This is a genomic window from Bradyrhizobium sp. USDA 4538, assembly GCF_024171045.1.
Taxonomy (GTDB): domain Bacteria; phylum Pseudomonadota; class Alphaproteobacteria; order Rhizobiales; family Xanthobacteraceae; genus Bradyrhizobium; species Bradyrhizobium australafricanum.
This window is the reverse complement of sequence record NZ_JALJZE010000001.1, coordinates 2,609,628-2,626,680: the sequence shown is the minus strand read 5'-3', so window position 1 is coordinate 2,626,680 and position 17,053 is coordinate 2,609,628. Positions and strand designations below refer to the sequence as shown.

12 protein-coding genes are annotated in these 17,053 nt (G+C 65.7%); 5 read left to right on the top strand and 7 right to left on the bottom strand.

Annotated features, from left to right (window positions below; all coding sequences use genetic code 11):
- Positions 1-6: 6 nt before the first annotated feature.
- Positions 7-453 (top strand): NfeD family protein, encoded by a 447-nt coding sequence (locus J2R78_RS11560; RefSeq protein WP_028332871.1) that lies wholly within the window; start codon positions 7-9, stop codon positions 451-453.
- Between the two features lie 189 nt (positions 454-642).
- Here the strand turns inward: J2R78_RS11560 and J2R78_RS11555 are convergent, their stop codons facing one another.
- Positions 643-978, bottom strand: a complete 336-nt coding sequence (locus J2R78_RS11555) for a helix-turn-helix domain-containing protein (protein ID WP_253604459.1) — start codon at positions 976-978, stop codon at positions 643-645.
- A gap of 87 nt (positions 979-1,065) precedes the next feature.
- On the opposite strand from J2R78_RS11555, the gene J2R78_RS11550 reads away from it, so the two are divergent.
- Positions 1,066-1,605: a carboxymuconolactone decarboxylase family protein gene (locus tag J2R78_RS11550; RefSeq protein WP_253604458.1), complete on the top strand. Its 540-nt coding sequence runs from the start codon at positions 1,066-1,068 to the stop codon at positions 1,603-1,605.
- Positions 1,606-1,705: 100 nt separating this feature from the next.
- Here J2R78_RS11550 and J2R78_RS11545 read toward each other — a convergent pair whose 3' ends face one another.
- Entirely contained in the window at positions 1,706-2,713 is a 1,008-nt protein-coding gene (locus tag J2R78_RS11545; protein ID WP_057016246.1) for an SIS domain-containing protein, read from the bottom strand.
- 260 nt (positions 2,714-2,973) lie between these two features.
- Between J2R78_RS11545 and J2R78_RS11540 the strand changes: the two genes are divergently transcribed.
- Positions 2,974-4,662 (top strand): outer membrane beta-barrel protein, encoded by a 1,689-nt coding sequence (locus tag J2R78_RS11540; RefSeq protein ID WP_253604456.1) that lies wholly within the window; start codon positions 2,974-2,976, stop codon positions 4,660-4,662.
- 175 nt (positions 4,663-4,837) lie between these two features.
- Here J2R78_RS11540 and J2R78_RS11535 read toward each other — a convergent pair whose 3' ends face one another.
- Together J2R78_RS11535 and gltB are read right to left on the bottom strand one after the other, a co-directional pair.
- Positions 4,838-6,295 carry a glutamate synthase subunit beta gene (locus tag J2R78_RS11535; protein ID WP_225163834.1) on the bottom strand — a complete coding sequence of 486 codons (1,458 nt, stop codon included), beginning with the start codon at positions 6,293-6,295 and terminating at the stop codon, positions 4,838-4,840.
- A 159-nt stretch (positions 6,296-6,454) separates the two neighbouring features.
- On the bottom strand, positions 6,455-11,191 hold the full coding sequence (gene gltB, locus J2R78_RS11530) for a glutamate synthase large subunit (protein ID WP_253604454.1): 4,737 nt from the start codon (positions 11,189-11,191) through the stop codon (positions 6,455-6,457).
- Positions 11,192-11,661: 470 nt separating this feature from the next.
- Here gltB and J2R78_RS11525 point away from each other — a divergent pair, with 470 nt between their 5' ends.
- Positions 11,662-12,495, top strand: coding sequence for a hypothetical protein (locus tag J2R78_RS11525; protein WP_253604452.1), 834 nt, complete (start codon positions 11,662-11,664; stop codon positions 12,493-12,495).
- A gap of 169 nt (positions 12,496-12,664) precedes the next feature.
- Here the strand turns inward: J2R78_RS11525 and J2R78_RS11520 are convergent, their stop codons facing one another.
- Positions 12,665-13,141, bottom strand: a complete 477-nt coding sequence (locus J2R78_RS11520) for an Hsp20 family protein (RefSeq protein ID WP_092087522.1) — start codon at positions 13,139-13,141, stop codon at positions 12,665-12,667.
- A gap of 221 nt (positions 13,142-13,362) precedes the next feature.
- On the opposite strand from J2R78_RS11520, the gene J2R78_RS11515 reads away from it, so the two are divergent.
- Positions 13,363-14,310 carry an alpha/beta fold hydrolase gene (locus tag J2R78_RS11515; RefSeq protein WP_253604450.1) on the top strand — a complete coding sequence of 316 codons (948 nt, stop codon included), beginning with the start codon at positions 13,363-13,365 and terminating at the stop codon, positions 14,308-14,310.
- Between the two features lie 63 nt (positions 14,311-14,373).
- Here the strand turns inward: J2R78_RS11515 and J2R78_RS11510 are convergent, their stop codons facing one another.
- The gene (locus J2R78_RS11510) at positions 14,374-15,033 is read right to left on the bottom strand and encodes a hypothetical protein (RefSeq protein WP_253604448.1); all 660 of its coding nucleotides are present in this window, start codon (positions 15,031-15,033) and stop codon (positions 14,374-14,376) included.
- A gap of 60 nt (positions 15,034-15,093) precedes the next feature.
- Positions 15,094-16,893 (bottom strand): adenylate/guanylate cyclase domain-containing protein, encoded by a 1,800-nt coding sequence (locus tag J2R78_RS11505; protein WP_057016253.1) that lies wholly within the window; start codon positions 16,891-16,893, stop codon positions 15,094-15,096.
- Between the last annotated feature and the right edge of the window lie 160 nt (positions 16,894-17,053).

The following is a 17,053-nucleotide window of genomic DNA, read 5'->3' as shown; positions in this document are numbered from 1 at the left end:
CACGTCATGGCCGAGATGTTTTCGACATTGGGTACCTGGAACTGGCTGATCTTCGGCTTCATCCTGATGGCGCTGGAGCTTGCGGCGCCCGGGGTTTTCCTGTTCTGGCTCGGGCTCGCGGCACTGCTGGTCGGCCTGCTGTCGTTCGCCTTCACGCCGTCCTGGCAGATACAGCTCCTGATGTTCGCAGTGTTCGCCGCCCTGGCGGTGCCGGCATGGCGGCATTTCGCGAAGGGCGCGACGGCGGCAAGCAAGACCAATCCCTTCCTCAACCGCCGCAACGAAGCCCTGGTCGGCCGCGAATTCACGCTGGAGAAGCCGATCGTTGACGGTTCAGGCACGGTGCGGATCGACGATACGGTGTGGCGCGTCGCCGGCCCCGATGCGCCGGCCGGCAGCCGGGTGAAGGTCGTCCGCGCCGACGGCGCCAGCCTGACGGTGGCGATCGCTTAGTCTGGCCTGAGCCATCGACGACGACTCGGCCCCGAGCGTCGGATGCTGCTTCGGGCGAGTAATCCGTAGCCCGGGTGAGCCAACGGGTCGCGCGCATGCGCGCCCGATGACAGGCTCCGCGATACCCGGGGAAACCGGTCCCGCATGTCGCTCCGCTCATGCGGGCTACACACTGACGGCCGCCGAGGTCTAGCTGCCGCCCTGCTTGCTCCAGCGCTCGGCGAAGCGGTTGAGCGGCGTGAATGTCGCAAATAGCTCGCGGCCGAGCGCGGTGAGGCCGTAACCATCCTCCGTCAGCTCGACGAAGCCGGCCTCGCGCAGCTCCGTCAATCGCGTCTGCAGGATCGTCGGCGAGGCCTCGTCGCAGGCCGTGCGCAGCGCGCGCGAGGTCAGCGCGCCCTCGCGCAGCTCCCAGATGATGCGCAAGGTCCAGCGCCGTCCCAATAGATCGAGCAGCGCCATGATCGGGCGGCCGGTCCGCGAGCCGCGGACGCCGGGTCTTGTGATTGGGCCCTGCTTCGGCATGTCGCGAATTCCTTTCGAATTCCTCTTGCGAGTCGCTACAGATATTGTAGCATATCGCTACATTAAATGTAGCAACGGGATCAGCCCATGTCACGCCTCGCGCCGCTCGATCCGCCCTATCCGGCGGACGTTCAACAGCATTTCGATCGCATCATGCGCGGCAAGCCACCGCTGGTACTGTTCCGCGTGATGGCCGGCCATCCGCGCGCCTGGGAGAAGTTTCGCGGCGGCAGCCTATTGGACCGCGGGCCGCTTCCCTTGCGGGCGCGGGAGATCGTGATCGACCGCACCTGTGCGCTCAATGCCTGCGAATATGAATGGGGCGTCCACGTCACGGCGTTCGGCGCGGCCGCCGAACTGACGGAGCAGCAGGTCCACGCCACCGTGCGCGGTGCGGCCGATGCCGGCTGCTGGTCGCAGGCCGAACAGGCAATGATCGCGGTAGTCGACGCGCTGCATGCCCGCGCGACATTGAGTGAGGAGGAATTCGCGGCGCTGTCGGCGCACTACGATGAGGACCAGATCCTGGAGATCATCCTCTTGTGCGGCTTCTACCGCACGGTCTCCTACCTCGCCAACGCGCTGGCCCTGCCGCTGGAGGAAACCGCGGCGCGGTTTCCGAGGTAATCATCGTCATTGCGAGGAGCGAAGCGACGAAGCAATCCATTTCTCGCAAGAGGAGAGATGGATTGCTTCGCTTCGCTCGCAATGACGGGGGAAGCTTGCGCTACGCCACGCCGGCGCGCAGCAGATCGTGCAGATGGATGATGCCGACCGGCTTCTTGGCGTCGGTCACGATCAGCGTCGTGATCTTCGAGGCGTTGAGCAGTTCCAGCACTTCGCCGGCCAGCGTGTCGCGGCTGATCGTCTTCGGCGTCCTGGTCATGACCTCGTCGACCGACAGCGTCAAAAGGTCGGGGCGCATCTGCCGGCGCAGATCGCCGTCGGTGACGATGCCGACGAGATGGCCGTGGCGGTCGACGATGCCGACGCAGCCAAAACCCTTGGAGGTCATCTCGACCAGCGCATCCGACATCTTGGTGCCGAGCGGCTTCAGCGGCAGCGCGTCGCCGCCATGCATCAGGTCGCGGGCATATTTCAGGAGCGCGCCGAGCTTGCCGCCCGGATGCAGCACGCTGAAATCGGTCGAGGTGAAGCCGCGGCCCTCGAGCAGCGCGATCGCCAGCGCATCGCCGAGCGCCAGCATCATCAGCGAGGACGTGGTCGGCGCCAGATTGTGCGGGCAGGCCTCGCGGGCCTTCGGCAGCGTCAGCTGCACGTCGGCGGCCTTGCTCAGCGTCGAGTCCTTGTCGGCCGTCATCGCGATCAGCGGAATGCCGAAGCGGGCGGCATAGGCGATCAGGTTGCGCATCTCCGGCTGCTCGCCGGACCATGACAGCGCCAGGATCACGTCATCGATCGTGATCATGCCGAGATCGCCATGACTCGCTTCGGCGGCGTGCACGAAGAACGCCGGCGTGCCGGTCGAGGCAAAGGTCGCGGCGATCTTGCGCCCGATATGGCCGGACTTGCCGAGCCCGGTGACGATCAGTCGTCCCTTGGCATTGCCGATCAACTCGGACGCGGCCGCGAACGGCGCGCCGAGGTCGGACTTCAGTGCCGCGGAGAGGGCTGCGACGCCGCTTGCTTCGGCATCGAGGGTGCGGAGCGCCGATTGAACGGCGCCGTCATCGGGGCCGGATGATTTGGTCATCAGCGGTTTCGGTTTGGCCATTTAGGATTCCAAGGGAGGGTTTTGCACCCGGGCGTCTCCCTTAGCACGTTCGATTCCGCGATGCGACGCGCGGCGGCCGATCCTCAACGGCTCATTAACCATAATTGTTTTAACTCCATTAACGACGTTTTCCGCCGCCCGGCGGAGTGCGTCCGACAAGTATTTGAATTCGTTGGAGTTTTTCCATCGTGTTGCGGCGGCCAGCAAGCGGCCCAAACCGGCGTGGACGCCTTGTCCGCGCGGTTTTGCCATGTCCGGCCGTGACCGCTCTGGCGCTGACCGTGACCACAGGGCTCGCTGCGGCCCAGACCGTGACGCCCGATCTGTTCAGTCCCAATCGCCAGAGCCAGGTGATCACACAGGATTCGCCGCTGCGCCGGACCACGGCCGACGCCATGGATCCGCTCAACGGCCTGAGGCTGCCCGACGCCGATCGCGATCGCCGTTCCTCCTCGTCTTCATCGACATCAACATCGACGACGCGGATCGGGCAGGTCCCGACCTACGGGCTCCCCGCGGCGAACGGCGCCTCGACGTCGGGTTACGACTCGCTCAACCGCAAGCGCCAGAAGCCGAAATACTATCCGGGTCAGGCCAAACCGAAGCCGCCGGCAGGACCCGGCTCGTCGCAGCCGACGCCGGTGCCATTGAACGGCACGGGGCAGCTGCGGCTGTCGATCCCGCCCTCGGAGACCGCCAACAAGACGCCGCTGCCGCCGGCGATGGCCGGTACCATCGTCGGCCAGCCGCCGCGCAAGCGGCTCAGGATCGACGACGATCCGTTCGGCGCGGTCGGCGACTACGCCGGCTCGTTCATGGTCAAGACCGCGGTCGAGGCGATGGCCGGCTACGACACCAATCCGGGCCGGCTCTACTCGCCGCAGGGCAGGGCGTTCTATATGGTCGCGCCGGAATTCCTCGCGGTCTCCGACTGGGAGCGTCACGCCGTCGTCGCCGATTTGCGGGGCTCCTTCACCGGCTATGGCTCCGGACTGACGCCGAACGCCGATGGTACGCCGCTATCGGCGCCGCTCGACATAGACCGTCCGAACTTCACCGGTCATATCGACGGCCGGCTCGACGTCTCCAAATACACGCATCTGCTGGGACAGGCCCGCCTGCTGGTCTCGACCGACAATCCCGGCAGTCCGAACGTGCAGGCCGGCCTCGCCAGATATCCGATCTACACCACGGTCGGCGGCACCTTCGGCATCGACCAGAATTTCAACCGCATGCAGGTCTCGCTCGGCGGCACCGTCGACCGCACCGACTATCAATGGTCGAAGCTCACCGACGGCACCTCTTCGTCGAACGACGACCGCAACTTCACCCAATACGGCGGCGTCGGCCGTGTCAGCTATGAGCTCAATCCGGCCGTGAAGCCCTTTGTCGAAGTCGAGGGCGACAGCCGCTTCCATGATCTCTATCTCGACCGCAACGGTTACGCGCGCAATTCGTCGGGCGGTTATGCCAAGGTCGGCACATCGTTCGAGTTCACCCGGCTGTTGTTCGGTGAGATCTCGATCGGCTATGCCATGCGCGACTATGTCGACCCGCGGCTTAGCCGACTCGAAGGCCTGCTCACCACGGCCTCGCTGACCTGGACCGCGACGCCGCTGACCACGGCAAAGTTCTATTCCGACACCCAGATCGGCGAGACCACGCTGCCCGGCACCTCGGGCGTGCTGTCGCGCACCTACACCGTCGAGGTCGATCACGACTTCCGCCGCTGGCTGACCGGCATCGGCAAATTCACCTACGGCACGCTCGATTACCAGGGCGACAACCGCACCGACAAGATCTACGTGTTGTCGGGCGACCTGATCTACAAGCTGACCCGCAGCCTCTGGATCAAGGGCACGCTGAGCCGGAACTGGCTGGATTCGAATCAGCCGGGACAGAGCTCGGCGTCGACGGTGGTGATGCTGGGCGTGCGGGTGCAGAATTAGCGGTGAGGATGCGCGAGTCGCATCTCAAATGAGGTGTCGTGCTCCGCGAAGGCGGGCACCCAGTACGCCGCGGCCTGTCCGTTCAAGCCTTGACGTCTCTGGAATACTGGATCGCCCGCTTTCGCGGGCGATGACAGTTCAGTGTGTGGCTGCAGTGGCGTGGCGGCTGACGCGCTTACCCCGGCAGATCGGTCTTCCCCATCAGGAAGGTGTCGATCGAGCGCGCGCACAGGCGGCCTTCTCGGATCGCCCAGACCACGAGCGACTGGCCGCGGCGCATGTCGCCGGCTGAGAAGATCTTCGCGCGCGAGGTCTGGTAGTCGTGCAGAGAGGCGCGGACGTTGCCGCGCTGATCGAGCTCGACGCCCAGCGTCTTGAGCAGGCCCTCGTGCACCGGATGGACGAAGCCCATCGCCAGCAGCACGAGCTCGGCGTCGAGCGTGAACTCGGTGCCGGGCAGCGGCTTGAACTTATCGTCGACCTTGACGCAATGCAGCTTCGTCACCTTGCCGTCGACGCCTTCGAACTTCGTCGTCAGCACGGCGAATTCGCGCACCGCGCCTTCGGCCTGGCTCGACGACGTGCGCATCTTCAGCGGCCAGTTCGGCCAGGTCACGCCCTTGTTCTCGTGCTCGGGCGGCGCCGGCATGATCTCGAGCTGGGTCACCGACTTTGCGCCTTGCCGGAACGAGGTGCCGATGCAGTCCGAGCCGGTATCGCCGCCGCCGATCACGACGACATGCTTGCCGCCGGCGAGGATGTCGGCGGCACCGTTCAGCGGCTCGCCGGAGACGCGGCGGTTCTGCTGCGGCAGGAAGTCCATCGCGAAGTGGATGCCGGAAAGCTCGCGGCCGGGAATCGGCAGGTCGCGCGGGGCTTCCGCGCCGCCGGTCAGCGCCACGGCGTCATACTGCTTGGCGAGCTCTTGCGGATCGATCGCACCGGGCGTCGAGCCGCCCACGGCCTTGCCGTAGTGGAAGGTGACGCCCTCGGCTTCCATCTGCGCCACGCGGCGATCGATGATGCCCTTCTCCATCTTGAAGTCGGGAATGCCGTAGCGCAGCAGGCCGCCGGCCTTGGCGAACTTCTCGTAGACGTGCACCTCATGGCCGGCGCGCGCGAGCTGCTGCGCGGCGGCCATGCCGGCGGGACCCGAGCCGATCACGGCGACCTTCTTGCCGGTCTTCTGCGCGGCGATTTCCGGCTTCAGCCAGCCATTGTCCCAGGCGCGGTCGACGATCGCGCATTCGATGGTCTTGATGGTGACCGGGTTGTCGTCGATGTTGAGCGTGCAGGACGCCTCGCACGGCGCCGGGCAGATGCGGCCGGTGAACTCGGGGAAATTGTTGGTCGAGTGCAGGTTGCGCGAGGCTTCTTCCCAGTTGCCCTGATAGACGAGGTCGTTGAAATCGGGGATCTGGTTGTTGACCGGGCAGCCCGGCGTGCCCGGCGCGGTCGAGCCCGTGCCGTGGCAATAGGGGATGCCGCAATTCATGCAGCGCGCAGCCTGGTCGCGCGTGTCCTTCTCGCTCAGCGGAATGACGAATTCCCTGAAGTTCTTGAGTCGATCGGCGACCGGCTCGTACTTGCGGTCATGCCGCTCGATCTCGAGAAAACCTGTGATCTTACCCATTGAAACCCGATGCCCCTGCATCATGTGTTCGTCTGTTCTGTTTGACCCTCATCCTGAGGAGCGGCGCGTGCGCCGCGTTTCGAAGGATGGAGGCCCGTGTGGCGGCCTCATGGTTCGAGACGGCGCTGCGCGCCTCCTCACCATGAGGGTCTTTCAGGCTTACGCGCCGATCGCGATCTTCGGCTCGGCGTCGGCGTTGGCCTTCATTTCCTTCAGCGCGCGGCGGTACTCCACCGGCATCACCTTGCGGAATTTCGGCAGCCAGCTCTTCCAGTCGGCGAGGATCTCCGCCGCCTTCTTCGAACCGGTCAGCTTGGCGTGACGCGTGATCAGGACGTGCAGCCGCTCCACATCGGAGTCGAGCAGGTTCTGGAACACGTCGACCCGGCCATGCGCCTCGAGATCGCCGGAGTGGTGGTAGGTGTCGGCGTTGATCATCTCCTCCGACAGCACCGGCTCGAGCTCGACCATCGAAAGATTGCAGAGCTTGTCGAAGTCGCCGGCCTCGTCCAGCACATAGGCGATGCCGCCGGACATGCCGGCCGCGAAGTTGCGTCCGGTCTTGCCGAGCACCACGACGATGCCGCCGGTCATGTATTCGCAGCAATGATCGCCGGCGCCCTCGACGACCGCGACCGCGCCGGAGTTGCGCACCGCGAAGCGCTCGCCGGCGATGCCGCGGAAGTAGCACTCGCCCGCGATCGCGCCGTACATCACGGTGTTGCCGACGATGATCGACTCTTCCGGCACGATGCCGGAGATCTTCGGCGGCTTGACGATGATGCAGCCGCCCGAGAGGCCCTTGCCGACATAGTCGTTGCCTTCACCCTCGAGCTCGAAGGTGACGCCCTTGGCGAGCCAGGCGCCGAACGCCTGTCCCGCCGTGCCCTTCAGGCCGACATGGATGGTGTCGAGCGGAAGACCGGCATGGCCGTAGATCTTGGCCACCGCGCCCGACAGCATCGCGCCGGCGGAGCGGTCGGTGTTGTTGATCTCTTCCTCGATCTTGACCGGGGCGCCGCGATCGAGCGCGGCCTGCGCCTTCTCGATCAGCCGGCGGTCGAGCACGGCTTCCAGATGGTGGTTCTGGCTCTCCGAGTGATAGATCGTCTGGCCCGTCTCCTCCTTCTGCCGCACGAACAGCTTGGAGAAATCGAGGCCCTTGGCCTTCCAGTGCGAGACCAGCGCGGTCTGGTCCAGCATTTGGACCTGGCCGACCATCTCGTCGAACGTCTTGTAGCCGAGCTGCGCCATGATCTCGCGGACTTCCTCAGCGACGAAGAAGAAGTAGTTGATGACGTGCTCGGGCTGGCCGGTGAAGCGCTTGCGCAGCACCGGATCCTGGGTCGCGACGCCGACCGGGCAGGTGTTGAGGTGGCACTTGCGCATCATGATGCAGCCCGCCGCGATCAGGGGGGCGGTGGCGAAGCCGAACTCGTCGGCCCCGAGCAGCGCGCCGATCACGACGTCACGGCCGGTGCGGAAGCCGCCATCGACCTGGACCGCGATGCGGCTGCGCAGCTGCTGGCGCACCAGCGTCTGATGGGTCTCGGCAAGACCGATCTCCCACGGCGAGCCGGCATGCTTGATCGAGGTCAGCGGCGAGGCACCGGTGCCGCCCTCGAAGCCCGCGATCGTGACATGGTCGGCGCGCGCCTTGGCGACGCCTGCGGCAACCGTGCCGACGCCGACCTCCGACACCAGCTTCACCGAGACCTGGCCGTCCGGATTGACGTTCTTGAGGTCGTAGATCAGCTGAGCGAGGTCTTCGATCGAGTAGATGTCGTGATGCGGCGGCGGCGAGATCAGGCCGACGCCCGGCGTCGAATGCCGGACGCGGGCAATCGTCGCGTCGACCTTGTGGCCGGGCAGCTGGCCGCCTTCGCCGGGCTTGGCGCCCTGCGCCATCTTGATCTGCATCATGTCGGAGTTGACGAGGTATTCCGTCGTCACGCCGAACCGGCCCGAGGCGACCTGCTTGATCGCCGAGCGCATCGAGTCGCCGTTGGGCATCGGCTTGAAGCGATCGGACTCCTCGCCGCCTTCGCCGGTGTTCGACTTGCCGCCGATCCGGTTCATCGCGATCGCGAGCGTGGTGTGCGCCTCGCGCGAGATCGAGCCGAACGACATCGCGCCGGTCGAGAACCGCTTGACGATGTCCTTGGCCGGCTCGACGTCCTCGAGCTTGACCGGCTTGCGCTTGTCGTCCTCGGCGCCCTTGATCCGGAACAGGCCGCGCAGCGTCAAGAGACGCTCGGACTGCTCGTTGAGGATCTTGGCGAACGCCCGGTAGCGCTCCTGCGAATTGCCGCGCACGGCATGCTGCAGCGTCGAGACCGATTCCGCGGTCCAGGCGTGGTCCTCGCCGCGGGTGCGGTAGGCATATTCGCCGCCGACATCGAGCGCGCTCTTGTAGATCTGGCCGTCGCCGAACGCGTCGGTGTGGCGCCGCACGGTCTCCTCGGCGATCTCGCCGAGGCCGACGCCCTCGATGCGGGTGTGGGTGCCGGCGAAATACTTGGCGACGAAGTCCGCCTTCAGGCCGACCGCGTCGAAGATCTGCGCGCCGCAATAGGACTGGTAGGTCGAGATGCCCATCTTGGACATCACCTTGAGCAGGCCCTTGCCGATCGACTTGATGTAGCGCTTGACGATCTCGTAGTCGTCGAGCGCGCCGGGCAGCCGGTCCTTCATCGCGAGGATGGTTTCGAACGCGAGATAGGGGTTGATCGCTTCGGCGCCGTAGCCGGCGAGGCAGGCGAAGTGATGCACCTCGCGCGGCTCACCGGATTCCACGACGAGGCCGACCGAGGTGCGCAGGCCGGTGCGGATCAGGTGATGATGCACGGCGGCGCAGGCCAGCAGCGACGGGATCGGAATCCGGTCGGTGCCGGTCATGCGGTCCGACAGGATGATGATGTTGATGCCCTCGCGCACCGCGCCCTCGGCGCGTGCGCAGAGCTCGTCGAGCACCTGCTCCATGCCCGCCGCGCCGAACCCGGCGTGGAAGGTGGTGTCGAGCGTGCGCGACTTGAAATGGGTCTCGGCGACGTCGGAGATCGAACGGATCTTTTCCAGATCGGCGTCGGTCAGGATCGGCTGCCGCACCTCGAGGCGCTTGGTCGAGGCGACGCCCTGCAGGTCGAACAGGTTCGGCCGCGGCCCGATGATCGAGACGAGGCTCATGACGATTTCCTCGCGGATCGGATCGATCGGCGGGTTCGTCACCTGCGCGAAGTTCTGCTTGAAGTAGGTGAACAGCTGCTTCGGCTTGTCGGACAGCGCCGAGATCGGCGTGTCGTTGCCCATCGAGCCCGCGGCTTCCTCGCCGGTGGCCGCCATCGGCGTCATCAGGATCGCGATGTCTTCCTGGCTGTAGCCGAACGCCTGCTGCCGATCGAGCAGCGGCAGGTTGGAGCGCACGCCCTTGGCCGGCGCATCCGGCAGCTCCTCGAGCTGGATCTGGGTGCGATGCAGCCAGTCGCTGTAGGGATGGCTCTTGGCGAGGTCGGCCTTGATCTCGTCGTCGGGAATCAGGCGGCCCTGCTCGAGGTCGACGAGCAGCATCTTGCCGGGCTGCAGCCGCCACTTGGTGACGATCTGGTCCTCCGGAATCTTCAGCACGCCCATTTCGGACGCCATCACGATGCGGTCGTCCTTGGTGACGAGGTAGCGCGCCGGGCGCAGGCCGTTGCGATCGAGCGTGGCGCCGATCTTGCGGCCGTCGGTGAAGGCGATCGCGGCCGGGCCGTCCCACGGCTCCATCAGCGCGGCATGATATTCGTAGAAGGCGCGGCGCTGCTCATCCATCAGGGGATTGCCGGCCCAGGCTTCCGGAATCATCATCATCACGGCGTGTGGCAGCGAGTAACCGCCCTGCACCAGGAATTCGAGCGCGTTGTCGAAGCAGGCGGTGTCGCTCTGGCCTTCATAGGAGATCGGCCACAGGCGGCTGATGTCCTTGCCGTAGAGCTCCGAATGCACGGACGCCTGCCGAGCCGCCATCCAGTTGACGTTGCCGCGCAGCGTGTTGATCTCGCCGTTATGGGCGATCATCCGGTACGGATGCGCCAGCGACCAGGTCGGGAAGGTGTTGGTCGAGAAGCGTTGATGCACCAGCGCCAGCGCGCTGTCGAAGTCGGCCTCATGCAGGTCGGGATAGTACTTGCCGAGTTGGTCGGCGAGGAACATGCCCTTGTAGATCACGGTGCGGCACGACAGCGAGCACGGATAGTAGCCCGCCATGCCGCGGTCGCGGCGCTGATAGATCGCCTGCGAGATCGACTTGCGCAGGATGTAGAGGTGGCGCTCGAAATCGTCCTCGGTCTTGGCCGCACCATTGCGGCCGATGAAGACCTGCATGTGGTAGGGCTCGGTCGGCTTCACGGTGACACCGAGCGAGGAATTGTCGCTGGGCACATCGCGCCAGCCGAGCAGCTTGAAGCCCTCGTTCTTGATCTCGTCGGCGATGATGCTCTTGATCACGTTCCGCCACGCGGCATCGCGCGGCATGAACAGCGCGCCGATGGCGTATTCGCCGGGCTGCGGCAGCTTGAAGCCGAGCTCTGCGGTCTTGCGCGCGAAGAAGGCGTGCGGGATCTGCACCAGGATGCCGGCGCCGTCACCGGCGCGCGGGTCGGCGCCGACGGCGCCGCGATGCTCGAGGTTGCACAGGATGTTCAGCGCGTCGGAGACGATCTGGTGCGACTTCTGGCCCTTGATGTTGGCGATGAAGCCGACGCCGCAGGAATCCTTTTCCAGGCTCGGATCAAACAGGCCTTCGGCTTCCGGGCGCCAAGTATGCAACTCACGCGCGGGCTCGGCGGCTTTCGAGTCCGCGGTCGCCGACAGCGTTCCTGCCACGATGTTTTCGCGCTCGAATTCCGACCCGCTCATGTGTCCTCTCCCTTTCGTAAGGGCCCCACCATATTTGGCGCACCTTGGACGTTGCGGCACCCACCGGGCCACCGCTCGTCCGCCGCGAGCCGCATTTTCCTAAATTCAGACGACGGGCGTTTCAACGTCCCCTGAGGGACGGCCCTGCCTGCAGCATTCTCGGAGCTCGGGGCGCCGAGGTCTCGTTGCAATCCCTATGCCGGGATGGCCTCGAAATTGAGACAGCTTTACTGTCCTAACTTAGACCTTGCCAAATTTTTGTCTATCACACAAGCGCGAGGAAGTCCTCGCCCGCATGCTCGGATCGAACGGCTCGGCGGGCATGAGGCGCCCCCGATTCGAAGCAAACACGCCGTGATCTGGCCCAAGGAGGGACCAAGGACCGCCGAATTTGAAACTGAAGTTTTGCCCCGGGCAAGCCGGCAAGAGAGCGGAAACGCTCCAGGGCGGGGCAGACAGGAGTTACGGCGATGAAGTTGTTCACAGGTTCGGTTGCTGCCGCCGCCCTCGCGCTCAGCGCAGCCTCGGCCGAGGCCCAGCTGGCGACGTCCGCCCGGATCGGCAGCCCGCTTCTGGTCAGGGTATCCGACATGGACGGGCCCTATGCCGCCATGCCCGAGGTTCCGCCGCCGCCGCGCTTTGGCCGGGTCCCGAGCCTGTTGCCGCCGGTCGAGGTCTATACCGTGCTCCGCGAGAACGGCTATCTGCCACTTGGCGCGCCCCGGCAGCGCGGGTTCGTCTACACGATCTCGGTGATCGACCAGGGCGGCGACGACGGCCGGCTGGTGATCGATGCCCGTGACGGGCACATCATCCGCTTCACGCCGGCCTCCCGGCTCGGCGACAATTACGAAGAGGAAATGAGCGCGACCGATGGTCCCGTCGGGCCGATGCCGCGGCCGATCCAGGCCCGGGTGCCGCGCCCGCCACTCCCGATCCCGCATGTTGCCAGCCGCGTGCCGGTGCCGAAGCGGAACCCGCTGGGGGCCAAGGCCCAGGTTCCGGCGGCTCAGGTTCCGGCGACCCAGACTCCGGCGGCTGCCCAAGCGCCGGCGGCAGCCCAGGCTCCGGCCCCGGCGGCCCAGGCCGCCGTCCCGCAGGCGGCCACGCCGCAGCCTGCTCAGGCAGCCACACCCGCGACGGCCGAGCAGGCCGCAGCCCCGAAGCCGGCTGAGGCCCAGGCTGCGCCGCAAGCCGTCCAGCAAGCCGAGGCTCCGACCGTCGGTCAGGGTGCTCCGCCGCCGGCGCCCGCGCCCGCGATCCTGCCGACCCAGGCAATGCCCAAGGTGCAGGGATTGGAGTGAGATCCGTAGCCCGGATGGGGAGCGAAATCCGGGGACGTTCCCGGCGGCACGACCCTCCCGGATTGCGCTTCGCTTCATCCGGGCTACGGACTGACGGCAACAAAAAACGCCCCGGTTTCCCGGGGCGTTTTCGCGATCAGCCAATATCTGCTGACGCGGGGTTTGTTGCTTAGGCGGCGACCTTGCCGCCCGAGCCGTCAACGACCTGCGGAGCCTTCTCGCCCCCGCCGATCGGAATGCTGCGGGGCTTCTTGGCCTCGGGAATCTCGCGGACGAGATCGACGTGGAGCAGACCGTTCTCGAGCGAAGCGTTTTTCACCTGCACGAAGTCGGCAAGCTGGAAGACGCGCTCGAAGGCGCGGGAGGCGATGCCGCGATAGAGCACTTCGGCGCCGTTGCCGGAGTTCTCGTTGGCGGTTTTCTCGCCCTTGATCGTCAGCGTGTTCTCCTTCGCGACGATCGAAAGCTCGGCCTGCGAGAAGCCGGAGACTGCAACGCTGATCCGGTAAGCATTCTCGCCGGTGCGCTCGATGTTGTAGGGGGGATAGCCGGGGCTGCCGTCCGAGGTCACCTGATCGAGCAGGTTGAAGAGGCGGTCGAAGCCGACGGTGGAACGATAAAACGGAGTGAGGTCGTAGCTACGCATAGGAATAGTCCTCCATTGAGCGACTGTTTCAGTTACCCGCCCGCCATCGGGCCGGGCTTAGATGTGTGCAGCCTGATGTTTCGGTTCCGAAGCACTGGTAGCGGCCTGCACGAAGGTGATATGGGAGGGGTCACGTCGCGTTCAAGAGGCGGAAACCGCGTCGCATTTTTCGGCGCCGGCGTCCTTGATCTCCACCCTGTCTCACCACTCCGGTCCCCTTCATGACGCTCGTCTCGATTCCCGCCAACCCGGTTCCGGACGACGTTGTCAGTGGCACCATCAAGACACCAGACGGGGCCGAGCTGCGCTTTGCGCGCTGGGCGCCGCCGCCCGGCCGCAAGGGCACGGTCTGCGTGTTCGGCGGGCGCGGCGAGATGATCGAAAAATATTTCGAGACCGTGCGCGATCTGCGCGACCGCGGCTTTGCGGTGGCGATGATCGACTGGCGCGGGCAGGGCCACTCGTCGCGGCGGCTGCGCGATCCCCGCAAGGGCTATGTGCGCGACTTCGCCGACTACGAGGTCGACGTCGAGACCTTCGTGCAGCAGGTGGTGCTGCCGGATTGCCCGCCGCCCTATTTCGCGCTGGCGCATTCGATGGGCGGTGCGGTGATGCTGCGCCTCGCGCATGCCGGCAAGCGCTGGTTCGACCGCATGGTGCTGTCGGCGCCGATGATCGACCTGCCGCGCCGCCGCGTGTCGTTCTTCCCGAGCGCGCTGCTTCGGATCATGCGGCTGGCCGGGCAGGGCGGCCGCTATGTTCCCGGCGGCAGCGACGAACTGGTCGGCCTCGCGCCCTTCATCGGCAATCCCGTGACCAGCGATCCGGTGCGCCATGCCCGCAACTCGGCGATCCTGGAAGAAGATCCGACGCTCGGCATCGCGGCGCCGACGATCGCCTGGGCCGACACCGCGTTCACCGCGATGCGCACCTTCCGCGGCACGTCGTATCCGTCGGAAATCCGCCAGCCGATCCTGATGCTGGCGGCGAGCAATGACGAGGTGGTGTCGACGGCCGCGATCGAGGAGTTCGCTTATCACTTGCGCGCCGGCTCGCATCTCGTGATCGCCGGCTCCAAGCACGAGATCCTGCAGGAGCAGGACCGCTACCGCGGCCAATTCTGGGCGGCGTTCGATGCGTTCGTGCCGGGCACGCCGCTGTTCAAGTGAAACATGGCGTTTTCGAGCGAAGGGGAAACCGGTTCGCGTGAAGAAAACGCGTCCAACAAAAATCTAGCGCTGTAGCAGCGCGACGATCCGGTCAGGAAAGCGCTTGTCCACGAACAGCGTCCTGACCTCGGCGACGCTGAGATAGCGGTTCTTGCCTTCGCCCTTGCCCATGATGTCGAGCAGCACCGGCCACTCGCCGAGCATCAAGAGCGGATAGTAGCAGTGCAGGATGCCGTAGGACGGCGGATGCTCGTCCTTGGCGCGCTGGAAGTTCGCCGCCATGAACGTCTTGATCTCGGCGGCCGACAGCCCGCGTTCGACGCTGCCGTCGGGTGCCTTGTAGTCGCTGCCGAAGGTCGCGAGCCGCGCGATCTCGTCCTCATGGACCACCGCGTGCTGGTCGAGGATGCGCGAGCCGGCGCCGTGCTTGTCGAGCGGGCCGTTGCGCAGCGCGTCGAGAATGGCGCCCTGGAACAGGCTGCGCAGCTGGCTGAAAGGACCGAGGCCGTTGGCGATCTGCGCCACCATGAAGATCTTCGCCCGCGCGGTGAATCCCTCGAACCCGGTCTTGCCGGTTGCGCGCCCGATGGTCCCGGTCAGTTCAGGCAGCGGCACGATATGGCCGCCGACATAGTTGCCGGCGACGAGCGCCCGCAGGAACGGGCAGGGATTGTCGGGGGAAATCTGCGGGGCGGGCGCCGCGCTTGCAGCCGTATCGGACATCAAACCACATCCTGAAAAGCTTCAGCTTAAAAAGCATCCATTACCGGTGGATGAATTCGCTCAGGAGTCGACGGCGAATTTCGAGGTGGATGCAACCAGAGCGAGTTTGCCGAACGGCAGGCCGGCTTTCAAGAGGCCGTCGCGATAATGCGCGATGTCGGCCGGGTTCTTCCAGTGGAAATTGCGCAAGTGACGCTCGACCGTCAGCTCGGGATGGTTGGCGAGCAGGGCCTCGGCCGCCTGCGCGGCCTCGTCGGCGCGGCCGAGCTGGGCGAGCGCTGCGGTGCGCACCGCAAGGCACTGCAGATGGTTCGGGTTCAGATACAGCCCCTCGCGCGACCACGACAGCGACGCGTCATATTGCCCGAGCAGATAATGGCTGAATGCGTTCAGCGCCGCCCATTGGTAGCGCGGGTCGCTGTTGCCGCGCTGGACCGCCGTCGAGAACAGATCGACCGCCTTGCGATGATCGCCGATCACCATGTGGCAGATTCCCAGAACGCCGCGCGCGCCCATGTCGTAGGGGTTGAGCTCGATCGCCCGCTTGATGGCGTCCATCGCGGCTTCGTAATGGCCCTGCATCGCGTGCAGATAGGCCAGCAGCGAAAACGCGAACGAGGAGCGCGGGTCGAGCCGCACGCTGCTCTCGGCCAGGCTGACCGACGAGGCCCACAATTCGCGCGTGCTCGGAATCCAGCCGAACTGGATGCTCTGGATCTGGATCAGCGCCAGATAGGCGCGCGCGATCGACAGCGCGGGGTCGAGCTCGATCGCCTCCTTGAACAGCGCGATCGCGGTTTCGCAATCGTCCTTGGTCTGCTGATAGTAGTGCGACAGCCCCTTCAGGAAGCGATCCCACGCCGTCAGTTCGGCGTTCGGCGAGCGCGCCGGTGCCGATGCTTCGGCGCGATAGATCTCCTGCGCGACGGCGGCGGAGAGATTCGCGGTGATCTCGTCCTGCATCGCGAACAGGTCGCCCATGTCGCGGTCGTAGCGGCCGGTCCACAGCTGCTCGCCCTTCTCGGGCGCGATCAGCTCGGCGGAGACGCGGATCTTGTTGCCGGCGCGCCGTACCGAACCCTGGATCAGATAGGTCGCGTCGATCTCGCGCGCGATCAGCCGCGTCGAGACGTTCTTGCCCTTGTAGGCGAAGGTCGAGTTGCGGCTCAGCACGCGGTAGAAGGATTGCAGCGACAGCGCATGGATCAGGTCCTCGGTCAGGCCGTCCGAGAAATATTCGTCGGCGCCGCCGCTCAGATTGTCGAACGGCAGCACGCCGACGATTGCGGTCCGGTATTGCCCCGGCAGATGCGGGCCGTCGTCCGGAACCTGCTCCTGGGCATCGGATCCGGCCGGCGCCCAGGTCCAGACATTGACCGGCTCGGCGATGTTCTTGAAGCGGTGCGGGCCGGCGTCGACGAGGGTGACGGCAAGCCGCCGTCCCGCTTCGGTGCGGGCCTTGTCCGACACCGCGATGCCGCCGGGCGTTGCGACCGTCTCGAGACGGACTGCGATGTTGACGTCGTCGCCGAACACCTCGTCCTCGTCGGCCATGACGTCGCCCATGTGGACGCCCATCCGGAAGTGCATGGCGCGGTCGGCCGGCAGATGTTCGTTGCGCTCGGCCATCAGGGTCTGCATCGCGACGGCGGCCTCGATCGCGCCGATGATGCTCGGAAATTCCAGCAGGAAGCCGTCGCCGGTGTTTTTGACGATTCGGCCGCCATGGTTGAGGATGATCGGGTAAATCGCGCTGCGGTGCGCCTTGAACGAGGCATGCGTCCCCGCCTCGTCGGCACCCATCATGCGGGAATAGCCGGCGATGTCAGCGCAAAGAATGGCAGCTAGCCGTCTTTCCATGTCTCCTGTGCCCTGGAATGGCCACTTAGCCGAGGTGACCGAATCCGATACTTACAAGACAGGCCGGGTCCGGCGGAAGCCCGGTTTGCAGGCACCTATAATGCATAGTAGCAGGAATTGGCATGCGACCAACGGATCGTACAGTCGTTTCTCTACTGAA